At 42.7% G+C, this 14118-nt stretch carries 18 protein-coding genes; all 18 read left to right on the top strand.

Annotated elements, in window-relative coordinates; all coding sequences use genetic code 11:
• Complete coding sequence (locus tag ACZ449_RS07390; RefSeq protein ID WP_464260383.1) at nt 1-1245, top strand: Ger(x)C family spore germination protein; 1245 nt, start codon at nt 1-3, stop codon at nt 1243-1245.
• Nucleotides 1246-1248: 3 nt separating this feature from the next.
• Entirely contained in the window at nt 1249-1461 is a 213-nt protein-coding gene (locus ACZ449_RS07395) for a hypothetical protein (RefSeq protein ID WP_464260384.1), read from the top strand.
• A 27-nt stretch (nt 1462-1488) separates the two neighbouring features.
• Nucleotides 1489-2619, top strand: coding sequence for a GerAB/ArcD/ProY family transporter (locus tag ACZ449_RS07400; RefSeq protein WP_464260385.1), 1131 nt, complete (start codon nt 1489-1491; stop codon nt 2617-2619).
• Nucleotides 2606-2758, top strand: coding sequence for a hypothetical protein (locus tag ACZ449_RS07405; protein ID WP_464260386.1), 153 nt, complete (start codon nt 2606-2608; stop codon nt 2756-2758). Before ACZ449_RS07400 ends, ACZ449_RS07405 begins: the two co-directional genes overlap by 14 nt.
• A 69-nt stretch (nt 2759-2827) precedes the next feature.
• Nucleotides 2828-3442 carry a BofC C-terminal domain-containing protein gene (locus tag ACZ449_RS07410; protein ID WP_464260387.1) on the top strand — a complete coding sequence of 205 codons (615 nt, stop codon included), beginning with the start codon at nt 2828-2830 and terminating at the stop codon, nt 3440-3442.
• An 88-nt stretch (nt 3443-3530) separates the two neighbouring features.
• Nucleotides 3531-4037, top strand: coding sequence for a crossover junction endodeoxyribonuclease RuvC (ruvC, locus tag ACZ449_RS07415; RefSeq protein ID WP_464260388.1), 507 nt, complete (start codon nt 3531-3533; stop codon nt 4035-4037).
• Nucleotides 4021-4641 (top strand): Holliday junction branch migration protein RuvA, encoded by a 621-nt coding sequence (gene ruvA / locus ACZ449_RS07420; protein ID WP_464260389.1) that lies wholly within the window; start codon nt 4021-4023, stop codon nt 4639-4641. Before ruvC ends, ruvA begins: the two co-directional genes overlap by 17 nt.
• 18 nt (nt 4642-4659) lie before the next feature.
• A complete protein-coding gene (gene ruvB / locus ACZ449_RS07425; RefSeq protein WP_464260390.1) occupies nt 4660-5682 on the top strand; it encodes a Holliday junction branch migration DNA helicase RuvB in 1023 nt (340 codons plus the stop codon).
• 12 nt (nt 5683-5694) lie between these two features.
• Nucleotides 5695-6249: an epoxyqueuosine reductase QueH gene (locus tag ACZ449_RS07430; protein ID WP_464260391.1), complete on the top strand. Its 555-nt coding sequence runs from the start codon at nt 5695-5697 to the stop codon at nt 6247-6249.
• A gap of 35 nt (nt 6250-6284) precedes the next feature.
• Entirely contained in the window at nt 6285-6476 is a 192-nt protein-coding gene (locus tag ACZ449_RS07435; RefSeq protein WP_464261836.1) for a DUF2905 domain-containing protein, read from the top strand.
• A 28-nt stretch (nt 6477-6504) separates the two neighbouring features.
• Nucleotides 6505-7824 (top strand): SpoIID/LytB domain-containing protein, encoded by a 1320-nt coding sequence (locus ACZ449_RS07440; protein ID WP_464260392.1) that lies wholly within the window; start codon nt 6505-6507, stop codon nt 7822-7824.
• Nucleotides 7825-7846: 22 nt separating this feature from the next.
• A complete protein-coding gene (gene queA / locus ACZ449_RS07445) occupies nt 7847-8866 on the top strand; it encodes a tRNA preQ1(34) S-adenosylmethionine ribosyltransferase-isomerase QueA (RefSeq protein ID WP_464260393.1) in 1020 nt (339 codons plus the stop codon).
• Between the two features lie 30 nt (nt 8867-8896).
• Nucleotides 8897-10006, top strand: a complete 1110-nt coding sequence (gene tgt / locus ACZ449_RS07450) for a tRNA guanosine(34) transglycosylase Tgt (protein ID WP_464260394.1) — start codon at nt 8897-8899, stop codon at nt 10004-10006.
• Nucleotides 10007-10067: 61 nt separating this feature from the next.
• A complete protein-coding gene (gene yajC, locus ACZ449_RS07455; protein WP_464260395.1) occupies nt 10068-10364 on the top strand; it encodes a preprotein translocase subunit YajC in 297 nt (98 codons plus the stop codon).
• Between the two features lie 123 nt (nt 10365-10487).
• Entirely contained in the window at nt 10488-11069 is a 582-nt protein-coding gene (locus ACZ449_RS07460) for a 5-formyltetrahydrofolate cyclo-ligase (protein ID WP_464260396.1), read from the top strand.
• 102 nt (nt 11070-11171) lie between these two features.
• Nucleotides 11172-11855, top strand: coding sequence for an HD domain-containing protein (locus ACZ449_RS07465; RefSeq protein WP_464260397.1), 684 nt, complete (start codon nt 11172-11174; stop codon nt 11853-11855).
• Between the two features lie 49 nt (nt 11856-11904).
• Nucleotides 11905-13110 (top strand): protein translocase subunit SecD, encoded by a 1206-nt coding sequence (gene secD / locus ACZ449_RS07470; RefSeq protein ID WP_464260398.1) that lies wholly within the window; start codon nt 11905-11907, stop codon nt 13108-13110.
• 14 nt (nt 13111-13124) lie between these two features.
• Complete coding sequence (gene secF / locus ACZ449_RS07475) at nt 13125-14033, top strand: protein translocase subunit SecF (RefSeq protein WP_464260399.1); 909 nt, start codon at nt 13125-13127, stop codon at nt 14031-14033.
• Nucleotides 14034-14118 lie beyond the last annotated feature (85 nt).

Raw genomic sequence — 14118 nt, forward strand, 5'->3', positions numbered from 1 at the left:
ATGAAGAGTAATTTAACAATAGTATTCAGTGTGTTTGTGCTATTGAATGTATTTATCGGTGGCTGCCGGGATATGCATAACGTGGATGATCTGGCAATTGTCCTGAGTGTAGGCCTTGATCGTGTACGTGGAACAGAACCCATCCTCTTAACCGTCCAGATTGTTAATACTTCAGCTAAAGGTCCTGGCGGTGAAGGAGGCGGCGGTCAAGATACACCGTTTATCACACTAACAAGCCAAGGGAAATCTTTATTAGACGCGGAGCGTAATTTAGCTAAGACTTCTTCTCGTAAACTATTTTTTTCCCACAATAAAATAGTTGTGCTAGGCAAAAATTTTACCGCTTCAGACATATCTGAAGCAATGGATTATATTCAACGTAATCGGGAATTCCGCCGAACCAACCTGATAGTGGTCGCAGAGCAAACGGCCAAAGAAGTTTTAGAAACCAAGTTGGATATGGAGAAACTTCCGGCGCTAGGTCTGCACGACATGCTTGTTTCCAAAAATCAACCATTTATTTATCCGGTTAATATCAATGAGTTTTTGCTGAATTTAAAAACTGACATAGGAGTAAGTTATGCTCCAGTAGTCAGTTTGCAGGATGTGACCCAGGGAAGTAACGTAAAGCAGGAACAAGCTGTAGGAAAACAGGGAGAAAGTTCGGGAGCAAAAGGTTCCGCCAAACTACATCTGGATAAAATGGCGATTTTCAAGAATAATCGTTTGGTCGGCACACTCAATGAACAGGAGTCGATAGGCTTTCTCTGGTTAAATAATAAGCTGAAAAGAGATACAGTAGTAATTCCTTTCCCACTAGCTGAAGAAGATAAGGAAATTTCCGTAGAAATTTTTAAAGGAAGCAGCAAAATCATCCCCCATATAACCGACAAGGGCATTACCATGGAAATAGTTTGTACAGGTGAAGCTGAACTGCGCGAAGCGGGCAACCTAAGCGCTCAGCTAAAAGATTTGCAGATGTACAGGCAACTGGAGCAAGAAACGGAAAAAATATTAAAAGCGCAGGTAGAACAAACAATTGTCCGGGCGCAACACGACTTAAAAGCCGATTTCATTGGTTTTGGCAACCAAATCCACAATTATAATCCAACTGAATGGCGCCTAATCAAAGCAGACTGGGATCAACGTTTCCCAGAAATACAATATGCTATTACCTTCCACGTAACAATGCGCAAAGCCGGAATCATCAAGGGTTCAGCGACTTTTAGAAATAACGAGGAATAACTCATGATAACTCCGTTTCTACTTGCGGTAATCCTTATTGTCCTATATGAAGGATTACCGCTGTTTAAAAACAAGCTTTGGCGAGAACTAGGCGCTTTGGGTATGCTCATCGGGCTAGCCGCTTTCCTAGGAATTGCAGATATGTGGGGTATGCCAACGCCGATTAATTGGTTGGAACAACTGCTTGGTCCGATTGGACAGACTATTTTTAAATAACATTTCCCGGAAAAAGGCGGTGCAGCTATGCAAGAAAAAGGAATCATCAGCACAAACCAGTTTGTCTGGATGTTGTTTATTATTATCACCTCATTTACCGCGATCCAAGTGCCCGCATTGTTAATAACCCAGGCAGGACGGGATGCTTGGTTAGCAGTAATTGGCGGCTGGATTTTGGATGTATCGCTAGCTGTGGTTTATGCTTATATGGGGCTGCGCTTTCCAGGCCAGAATTTTGTACAATACAGTATTACCATTCTGGGAAGAAATGCGGGGAGAATAGTGGGAATTCTGTTCCCGATCTTCTTTTTATTGGCTTGCATGTTTTTAATTCACGGCTTCAGTCAACTCGTTAACTCTTACTTTTTTCCCACGACTTCTATAATGGCAATCATGATTCCCGGATTATTTGTCGCTGGCTATGCAGCTCGTCAAGGAATTGAGGTAATTGGCCGGGTTACCGAAGTGCTTGGCCCGTTATACTTGCTGAGCATTGTTGCTATAGGCCTGTTGGTCAGTCCTAGCGCAGAATTTGGCCGACTTAAGCCGCAGTTTGATGACGGAGTGTATTCTTTTCTTATCGGCTCACCCTTACTCCTGACTTTTTACGGAATTTGTATTATGATGGCAATGTTCATCCCACTATGCAATCGCACGGAAAATGGATTTCTGGCCAAGTTCATTGCGGTCAGTCTAGGAGCCGTGTTTGTAACTATTATTGTGGTTTTAAGTGTGGCAGTCTTTGGTTATGAACAGGCTGCCAATATTCATGCTCCTGGCCTTGAGCTATCCAGAATGATATCTTACGGCAATTATTTGGACAGGCTGGAAATAATTTGGATGCTGCTTGTCACTGGTGCCGGAATAATTGCTTCAGCCAATTTGCTCTGGGCTTTTAGTTTAGGAATGTCGCAGATCTTGGATCTAAGCACTTATAAGCCTTTGATATACCCTGCTGCCTTGCTGACCGGGATGTTGGCTTTAACGTCGTTTAATAGTACCATGGAACAAATACGTTTTGCCGAATACACCTTTCCCATCTTTGCTGCATTCGTGGAGGCAGGATTGGAAATTTTTTTGTTTATTGCAGCTTTAGTTTTAAACAAACGTGGCCAACGATATGATAATTACAGGAGTGTTAAACATGGAAAAGATTAGCTATCATAACTTATTTGCTATTATTACCGGATTATTTATGCTTGTAATCGGTTGTTTGATAGCGTATCTTTCTCAAAAGTACTTGTTTAGTAAATACCGGGGAAAGGCAAAAAATGCTATGGATAAAGAATATCCTTAAACTGCACGAATAAAATTTGTATTATTTGGAAAACATAGTGACAACACTAGAGAAAGGCGTGTTGTCACTATGTTTTCCAAACTTATTGCTAAATTGTCTTCAATGCATCAGGTAAAAGTCTGTAATAAATCTATATTTACGAAGCCTGTACTTATTTGTGGACTAATTCTATTACTGGTTGGTATCGGTGTTTATTCTTTGCTAATAGACCCGCAAGTAAAACTGCCGCTTCCGCATCAAGGCAGTGAGGTTGTTAAACAAGATAGCAAAATTAAGATTTCTGCAGATACCGATTTGGTACAAAAAATCAACTATACCAAATGCAAAGACCAGGAGATATTCAGGACTAAACCACCTGATAATTTAGTTGGGCTTACTTTTAATCAGGTACAGCAGATATATTCAGGGTGGAGTATTGAAAAATTTGACACCAAAGAAGTAGAAATGACATTAACGGTGGATAGCTTATGCCGCGAGCACTCTAATAATATGTTTATTGGTATCAAGAACGATTATGTCACTGTATTTTATGGAGTACCTGGTCCCAAAGCCATTGTAAAAGAAGTAACTAACATACCTGTGAGTAGCTTAATGCCCCAGGATGTGCAAGAGTTACATCAAGGGTTGATTGTGCAGTCTAAAGAGGAATTATTACGAACACTAGAGGGAATGCAGGCACGTTAAAGAGAGGGAAACCTCTCTTTTTGCTTTGTGTAACAGGAATATATAGTTAAGTTGTCGAAAGTAGTAGGGAGTAAAAAGGGGGCATCAGATGATTGCATTAGGAATCGACCCCGGCACAGCAATATGCGGTTATGGTTTGGTCGAAGCACAAGGAAGTAGATTAAAGCCCATTATTTATGGGGTTATTGAGACAACACCTGACATGGAGGCAGCCATGCGGCTTAGAAAAGTTCATCAGGAAATTGATGGTTTGATTAAGCAGTATCAGCCAGATATTATGGGTGTTGAGATGTTGTTCATGAATAAAAATGTTCGTACTGTCATGGCTGTTGGACAAGCCAGAGGTGTAATACTATTGGCGGCAGCTCAAAATGAACTTAGCATTGATGAATTTACGCCGCTGCAGGTGAAACAGGCGGTAACCGGGTATGGTAAAGCAACCAAAGAGCAAGTTATCTATATGACGCAACGCTTATTAAGCCTGCCGAAGAAACCACATCCTGACGATGCGGCCGATGCGTTGGCTGTGGCTATTGCTACCATACATTGTGGAAATATAAATCGAATGAGGATAACCAATGATAGGCTATGTTAAAGGTGTAGTTACACATCTATTTACCGATTCTTGTTTTGTGGATGTACAAGGAATCGGCTATCGGATATTTATACCTAACTCTACCAGGCAAAAGCTGGCAATTGGACAGAAAGACACTTTGTTTACCTATTTGAATGTGCGCGAGGATGCACTCACGCTGCACGGTTTTTATACGCAGGAAGAGTATGAACTTTTTCTAAGTCTTATTTCGGTATCAGGGATTGGCCCCAAAGTGGCTGCCGGCATTTTGTCTACCATCACACCTCAAAATTTCCGCTCAGCAATTAGTGCTAATAATGCAGCTATATTGACAAAACTGCCAGGTATTGGCAAAAAAACGGCGGAAAGAATTATTCTTGAGCTAAAAGATAAAGTGGGTATTGGTGCAGAATCTGATGTAAGTACTTCAGGCCAGTCAGCAGATAGTAATTTGCCGGGAGATATCCAGCAAGAGGCCATCCAGGCGCTAATTGCACTAGGTTATAATCATGCCGAGATAACGCCGGTCATTAAGAAAATTTATCAACGCGAAGGTGCAACTCATACCGAAATATCATTAGAACAGTTAATTCGATTTACATTAAAGGAGTTTGGCCGGAGGTAATTGGGAGGTAACTAACTGGTGGAAGAACGTATTGTGGAACCAGATGCACAGGATGTTGATTCCTGGCAATATAGTCTGCGGCCGCGCCGTCTTGCTCAATATATTGGACAAGATCAAGTAAAAAATAATCTTTCTATATTTATTCAGGCAGCGATGGCCAGAGAGGAAGCGCTGGATCATGTCTTATTATATGGCCCGCCTGGATTGGGTAAAACTACATTAGCTGGCATTGTTGCCAACGAGCTTGGTGCTAATTTTCGGATTACATCAGGTCCGGCCATTGAGCGACCAGGTGATTTGGCCTCACTCTTGACTAATTTGGGTGAAAAAGACGTGCTGTTTATTGATGAAATTCACCGTTTGTCGCGAGCAGTAGAGGAAGTCTTGTATTCGGCAATGGAAGACTATGCCCTTGATATTATCATCGGTAAAGGACCGTCTGCCCGTTCTATTCGTCTTGATTTACCCAAGTTTACGCTGATAGGGGCAACAACTAAAGCCGGTGCCTTAGCCGCACCGCTTAGAGATCGCTTTGGAGTTATTTGCCGTTTGGAATATTACGAAACAGAGCATTTGGAATGTATTGTAAATCGAGCTGCTGAAATTTTGCAAGTAGATATTGAACCCCGCGGTGCCCAGGAAATTGCCAAACGTTCACGGGGGACGCCACGTATTGCTAACCGTCTACTAAAGAGGGTACGGGATTTTGCACAGGTGACAGCCGATGGTGTAATTACAGATGCCATCGCCGATAAAGCACTGGACCTTTTAGAAGTAGACAAACGCGGGCTGGATAAAACCGACCGGAGTATGCTGACTGCGATTATTAAAAAGTTTAACGGTGGACCGGTAGGGTTAGATACATTGGCTGCATCAATCAGTGAAGAGACTGAAACAATTGAAGATGTATATGAACCTTTTCTCTTGCAGATGGGTTTTATTGCCAGAACACCACGCGGGAGGGTGGCTACCCCAGCCGCCTATGCCCATCTCAATATTTCTTATGAAGACAAAACGAAGAATCAAGAAAAATTATGGTAGGTGACTGTATTTATGCGTATGTTGCTGCATGTATGTTGCGGTCCGTGTTCTGTATTTCCCCTGAAACATCTGCAGGAAGAATATCCGGAGTATGAGATTACCGGCTATTTTTATAATCCAAACATACACCCATATAAAGAGTTTACCAAACGGTTGGATACTCTCAAATCGTTTGCGGAAAAGATTGGTCTTGCCAACCTAATCATTGATGAAAGCTATACCCTGGAAGAGTTTTTGCGGGAAGCGTTACAGGCTCCGGGTGGGCGCTGCACTCACTGCTACGACCTGCGAATGGGCCAAACGGCACGCTATGCCAAAGAACAGGGCTTTGACTGTTTTAGTACCACACTTCTAGTCAGTCCTTATCAGCAGCATGATTTGATAAAGGCTGCCGCTGATAAAGCCGCCACTGCTGCGGAGGTTCAATTTCGTTATATAGACTTCCGGCCAGGTTGGCAGGAAGGTGTCAAGATAAGCAGGGAACTTGAAATGTATCGGCAACCTTACTGCGGCTGTGTATTTAGTGAGCGAGACCGTTATTACAAACCAAGAAAGGGCCAAGGTTAATGCCTGGGGGCTTTGATTCACTAGGCAAAACGTTGATGTTAGTTGGCCTAATCCTGCTGGTTGCCGGAGCCATATTCCATTTTGGGGGTAAATTCTTAAGTTTGGGTCGATTGCCAGGTGATATACATATGGAACGGGGAAACTTCAGCTTTCATTTTCCTATTGTGACATCAATTATTCTAAGTATTATTCTAACGGTAATTCTAAACCTATTTTCAAGAAAATAATACCAGAGGTAGGCGAGTATATAAACATATGGTAAAATGGTTAATGCTAACATTTCTTTTTGTTTTTCCGTTAGCAGCATATGCCCACGCAGGCAGTGGGACATTGCCTGGTTATGAACCGAACCTACGTGTAGGAATTTTAACTAACCAGCACAGTATTGAGATTTCCGCTGATGCTAAATTTGCTATTGTCAGTACCAGCACCGCTAAAGTGTTGGGAAATTTTGGCGCAAAAGATACAGTGACAATCGCTGTAAGAGAAAGTGGTTTTACCGTTAATGATGTACCCGTAGCGGCTACAGGCATGGCTGTTGTTATAAACAAAGAGCATTCCTTAGTTTATAGCAAACCATATATGTATGCCAACAAACGGCGGTATCGGGGAGAGCTAAGTATTCATCGCACAAGCGGTAAACAGGGGATGACAGTGGTAAATACCCTGCCAATGGAACAATATCTATATGGAGTCATTAAAAATGAAATATCGCCTGAATGGTCTTTGGAGGCAGTTAAAGCCCAGGCAGTAGCAGCACGCACGTATGCTTTGGCTAGTAACAATAAACATAAAGATGATGGTTTTGAACTATGTGCAACTACCGATTGCCAAGTATATGGCGGGCGGGAGAGTGAAGCACCCAAAGCAATCGAAGCAGTAGATACAACACGTGGTCTGGTAATTACTTATAAAGATAAACTGATTGCCGCCTATTTTCATAGTAGTTCGGGTGGGTATACAGAAAATAGCGAAAATGTTTGGTCATCAGAGCAGCCTTATCTTCGCGGTGTGGCTGATTTTGACCAAAACAGCCCTTATTATAAGTGGGAAAAGCAGTTGACATTAGCTGAATTAAATCAAGTGATTAGTGATGCTGGTTACAACATTGGTAACATACAAGCTGTTCAATTATCACCGCTTGCTACCCCGCCAGTTGTCAGCTATGACCGAGGGGTGTCTGGGCGAGTAAAAAACGTGTACATTAGGGGAACTACTGGGAATATACAGATAGCAGGAACAAAATTAAGAAACCTGTTAGACTTGAAAAGTACATTGTTTGATATTAGTATCATTAAAAGACGCCATGAGTTAGTTATGCCGGTTTATGCAGGTAAGGATAGAGAAATCGGTAGGGTAACACTAAGCGGGAAAAAGAACCCCAATCGTCCACCTATTGCCGTTGAAACAAATGATGTTGTTGTTATCACCGGCTTTGGCTGGGGACACGGCTTAGGACTTTCCCAATGGGGAGCAAAGGCTATGGCAGAACAGGGACCTATCGGAAATACGGAATATTTCAAAGATATCTTGAAACACTACTACCAAGGGGTAGAAATAAAAAAAGCCTATTAATAGGTCATAATGAGGGAGTACCATGCTGGTTTCTGATTTTGATTATTATTTACCTGAAGAGTTAATAGCACAACAGCCGGTAGAACCACGCGATAAGTCGCGACTGCTTGTTCTTGACCGGGAAACTGGATGCATTGAGCATAATGAGTTTCATAATCTGCTGCACTATTTAAAACCAGGGGATACCCTGGTTTTTAATGATACCCGCGTAATACCTGCCAGACTATTTGGTACTAAGCAGGAAACTGGGGGCAAAGTAGAAGTTCTTTTGCTAAACCGTACAACTAAGGATGACTGGGAAGTGCTGGTTAAGCCTGGTAAAAAAGCTAAGCCGGGAACCATGATCGAGTTTGGAGATACGCTGCGTTGTGAAGTTTTGCAAAGTACTGATTTTGGTGGCAGGATAGTACGGTTTTATTATCAAGGCATTTTTGAGGAAATTCTTGATTCGTTAGGTGATACACCCTTGCCTCCCTATATCAAAGCCAAGTTAGCAGATAAGGAACGCTATCAGACGGTGTATGCCCGGGAACGCGGCTCAGCCGCGGCCCCTACTGCAGGACTCCACTTTACCCGTCAGCTTATGGAAAGTTGTAAAAGTATGGGAGTTAATCTGGCTTTTGTTACTCTTCATGTCGGGTTAGGGACCTTTCGGCCTGTAGCAGTAGATAATCTAACAGATCATGTCATGCATCGTGAGTATTATTCAGTACCGGAGGAAACAGCGGTACTTGTCAATAAGACACTAGCAGCCGGCAACCGGGTTATTGCGGTAGGGACTACCGCAGTACGAACCATGGAGACTGCAGGCACTAGTGGTCAATTAGAAGCTAAAAGTGGCTGGACAGAGATATTTATCTATCCTGGCTATGAATTCAAAATTGTCAAAGCGCTTATTACTAATTTTCATCTTCCTAAATCCACATTGCTAATGCTGGTTAGTGCTTTGTCTCGCCGAGAATATATTTTTAACGCCTACCAGGAAGCAATAGATAAGCGCTACCGCTTTTTTAGCTTTGGTGATGCTATGTTTATTCGTTGACTCTGATTTTTATTATAGGAGGTGTAGTTATTGGCCGTTACATACGAACTTATTAAACAATGCTCAAAAACAGGAGCGCGAGTGGGGCGATTATATACGCCTCATGGTGTATTTGATACGCCTATTTTTATGCCTGTAGGCACACAGGCTACCGTTAAGGCCATGTCGCCTGATGAGCTTAAAGATATGGGGGCAGGCATAATATTAAGTAATACCTACCACTTGTACTTGCGCCCAGGTCATGATCTGGTGGCTGAAGCAGGCGGACTGCATAAATTTATGCAGTGGGATCGCGGTATCTTAACAGACAGTGGTGGTTTTCAGGTATTTAGTCTGGGACCGCTTCGTAAAATAACGGAAGAAGGCGTTACTTTTCGCTCCCACCTTGACGGTTCAAAACACTTTTTATCACCAGAAAAAGCCACTGAAGTACAAATGGCATTAGGTGCTGACATCATCATGGCTTTTGACGAGTGCGTTCCTTATCCTGCAGATTATGAATATGCCCGTCAATCAACGCAGCGAACTACTCGCTGGGCTGAACGCTGTAAAAAAGCCCATACCCGTAAGGATCAAGCTCTGTTTGGTATTGTTCAAGGGGGGATGTATAAAGAACTTCGAACGATGAGTGCCCAAGATCTTATTTCGTTAGACTTTTCCGGTTACGCGATTGGCGGTCTTAGTGTAGGCGAACCTAAGCCACTGATGTATGAGATGCTTGACCATACAGTGCCCTTATTGCCATCAAACAAACCGCGTTATTTGATGGGTGTCGGTACGCCAGATTGCTTGTTGGAAGGTGTAATGTACGGTATTGACATGTTTGACTGTGTTTTCCCGACAAGAGTGGCACGTAATGGTACTGTAATGACCAATCGTGGTCGGCTTGTTGTTAAGAATGCCGAATTTGCTCGCGATTTTCGGCCTATTGATCCGGAATGCGGCTGTTATACCTGTCGGAATTTTTCCCGTGCTTACATCAGGCATTTGCTTAAAACAGATGAAATTTTCGGATTGCGTCTGACGACTACCCATAATTTATATTTCTTATTAAACTTTATGAAAGAGATGCGCAAAGCTATTCTTGAAGACCGCTTTTTAGCCTTCAGAGAAGAGTTTTGGACTCATTACCGCAAATAATAAGAGGATTTATGATAAACGTGTGGAATATAATGTAACAGAAACAGGAGGTGATAAATATATGCCAGGAATTTCACCAGAAATAATGCAAGCCATTCAGGCTTCATGGCCGATAGTATTAATGGGCGTAATCTTTTATTTTTTGTTATACCGTCCACAGAAAAAGGAACAGCAGCGCCGCAAGGAATTGTTGGATAGTCTCAAAAAGGGAGAGCGAATTGTTACTATTGGCGGATTGTACGGTACGATTACAGCATTAAGTGAAAAAACCGTTACCATCAAAATTGCTGATAAAGTAGAAGTCGATATAGCCCGTACCGCTGTAAGCCACAATCAAAATCAACAGAAACCACAATAACTTTTCCTAAGATAACTATAGCGATACAGGTAAACCGCCTATACCTCATGAGGTACAGGCGGCTTCTGCCGTCATTGGTTAAAATTGCCATTATAAAGAGTATTTATAGGGAGGGAATTCATTATGGAACCTAATAAAAATGCCAAACAGGAATTGCGTAAGAATATCTTAGCGGTTAGACGGGGAATGAGCCCGGAGGAAGTAGCTGCTGGCAGTGTCCGGCTTGCTGAGCATCTATGTTCTTGGCCCATATATCAAGCTGCTAATAATATTATGCTCTATCTGGCAATGCCTGATGAACCTCATCTGGATAGGGTTATCGCTCATGCGCTGGCTGCCGGCAAAACCCTCTGTGTGCCGCATATGAGTGAGACACGCGGGTTAATGGATGCTGCTATTATTACCAATCTTGACGATCTGGTGGTAGGGCAGTTCAATCTCTTAACTCCCAATCCAGCAACCTTAAAACTCTTGGACCCAAGCGAACTGGATCTCATTATCGTTCCTGGGGTGGCTTTTGACAAAGACGGACGGCGATTAGGGATGGGTGCTGGTTATTATGACCGGTTTTTACTGAAAGCAAATAAGGCTGAACTTATCGGCGCGGCTTGGGCGGCACAAATACTTGAAAAAGTACCGACTGACGACCATGATCGGCCAGTAAATTATTTAATTACTGAAGATGGCATATTTACACGCAGGTAAGGGAAAATGTAAGTAGTTACATTTGCCTTTATGCTGTCACTTAGTAATAGTGCTACGAATTTGACAGTAAAGGCTAACTTTTGATCACTGGAGGTTTAGTCAATGTCAGTAGCTACTATTGAGCAACCGCTCACCATTGCGCAAGTAAAAGCAGATCATGAAGTATACGTTTACCTTACCCGTAGTACCAAATATCTCAGTCGCCTTGGTTTTACTGAACATGGTCTCAGACATGCTGGAATTGTTTCGGCCCTGGCCTATAAGGTTTTACAGGAACTATCTTACCCCACACGGGATTGTGAGCTTGCGGCGATAGCTGGATATCTGCACGATATCGCCAATATGATTAATCGGTATAATCACGGTGTCTCTGGTGCAATAATGGTATTTTCCATCTTGACCCGGATGGGGATGCCCCCGGAAGAGGTGGCGCTAGTGATATCTGCCATTGGTAACCATGAGGAAGAACGTGGTAATGCAGTTAATCATGTAGCGTCCGCACTCATCCTGGCTGATAAATCAGATGTACACCGCTCACGGGTTACTAATCGCGACTTTGCCAAATTTGAAATCCATGACAGGGTGAACTATGCCGCCGAGAGCAGCAAGCTATTGATTGACAGGGCAACTCGTAAGATAATGCTTTCTGTTGTAATTGATACGACAATTTGTCCTGTCATGGAGTACTTTGAAATATTTTTATTGCGTATGGTTATGTGTCGGCGCGCAGCCGAATTTTTAGATTGCCAATTTAAGTTGGTAATTAATGATTATGAATTATTGTAGTTGTCTTAACATGTAAAAATTGTATTATGCAAGATTGGGGGATAATTTCTTGAGGTGGGATAATTTCGCCAAATTTTTAGTGGTTGTTTTAGCAGTTCTCGTTGCTGCAGGCTTTTATATGTTGCCACTATCTCTATCAATTAAACAGGGGCTTGATCTACAGGGGGGAACCCATGTTGTGCTGGAAGCTTCAGATACTCCCGAAGCAGCAGTAAATGACGATGCAATGCAGCGAGTGGTTCATATTTTGGAACGCCGCATTAACGAACTAGGTCTGACTGAGCCCATTGTCCAACGCCAGGGAGAGCGTCGGGTTATTGTCGAACTTCCAGGTGTAAAAGATCCGGAAAAAGCCATTGAAATGCTTGGTAGAACGGCATTAATGGAATTCCAGGATGAGAGTGGTGCTGTGGTATTAACCGGTAAAGATTTAAAAGATGCTAAAGCCCAAATCGACCAAGGCGGGCAAAAGTTGGTAGCCATAGAATTTACCGATGAAGGTGCTAAAAAGTTTGCCGCGCTGACTGCTAAGAGTGTCGGCAAACATATTGCAATTCTCTTAGACAAACAGATATTAACAAATCCGGTAGTCAATGAAGTCATTCCCAATGGCAAAGCCGTAATCTCCGGCAACCGAGACATGGCAGAAGCCGAACGGCTGGCAATACTGCTTCGCTCAGGTGCTTTGCCAGTTAAAGTTGAAGTTTTGGAGACAAGAACTGTTGGACCTACTTTGGGAGAAGATTCAAAAGCCAAAAGCATACAAGCGTTTACGATCGGTATTGCTGCCATTGTTGTCTTTATGCTGCTATTCTATCGGGTCTCCGGCTTTGTAGCTAATATAACACTTATTTTATATGTAATGCTGTTGTTATTTAGCTTAAAAATGCTTAACGCTACGTTGACCTTGCCGGGTATTGCCGGTATTATTCTATCAATGGGTATGGCTGTTGATGCCAACGTGCTGATCTTTGAACGCTTTAAAGAAGAATACCGGAACGGAAAAACGCTCAGGGCGGCTATGGATGCTGGCTTTAGCCGGGCCTTTACTACGATTCTGGATTCCAACGTAACAACCTTAATTGCTGCTGCTGTACTGTTTTTCCTGGGAACTGGTCCGATTAAAGGTTTTGCCGTTACGTTAGGATTAGGGATAATTTTAAGTATGTTTACCGCCATCACTATTACCAGATATGTACTCAAAATGTTGATTAACGCTAATATAATTAAAAATAGCAAGTTTTACGGGGCTTAGGGGGGGAGAAAAACATGAAATTTGATATCGTCGCTAAACGCTATTGGTGGTTTCTGCTCTCTGCGCTCATCCTAATCCCTGGCCTAATATCAATGGCAACGCAAGGTTTTAATTTGGGCATTGACTTTACCGGCGGCACGTTGCTTGATCTAAAATTTGCCCGTCCGGTGGCAGTAAGCGAAATAAGAGAAGTACTTAAAGATTATCAATTAGAAGGTAGTACTATTCAACTGGCTTTAACAAGTCAGGAAGATAAGTCAAATAATGTATTAATTCGGTCCCATGTGCTCAATGAAGAGGAACGCCGCAACACCCTTACAGGCTTAGAGACAAAACTGGGAGCCTTTGAGGTTTTGCGGGTCGAAAAGGTCGGTGCCGTAATTGGCGCAGAACTAACACAACAGGCTATTCTCGCCCTTTTGATATCCTGGGCACTTATGATTGTCTATATTACCTACCGGTTTGAATTTAGATTCGCCGTTGCCGGGATTGCTGCCCTTGTGCACGATATATTGATTGTCATGGGCATATTTTCCATTTTACAGAAAGAGATTGACGCTACTTTTGTGGCAGCAATTTTGACAATTGTCGGTTATTCAATTAATGATACTATCGTTATTTTTGACCGGATCAGAGAAAATCTGAGAACATATAAGAAAAGCGATGGTCTTGCAGAACTTGTTAATCGCAGCATCTGGCAGACAATGACCCGCTCGATTTACACTGTTCTTACCGTAGTCTTTGCAACTGGCGCGCTTTATGTGTTTGGCGGCGAGACTACCAAGAACTTCTCGCTGGCGTTGTTGATTGGTTTTGCCAGTGGTGCCTATTCATCAATATTTAATGCCAGCCAAATTTGGGTGACATGGAGAGAGTATGACGAGAAACGTCGTACGGAACAACGAATCAAAGGTGCAAAATGAGTTCTTTAGCCTGAAGCAATTTGCTTCAGGCTTTTTTGCACCATTAAGGCTTTCCTGCAATATCATATAAGCAGGCAGGGGGCGA

The organism is Desulfosporomusa polytropa, assembly GCF_055380075.1.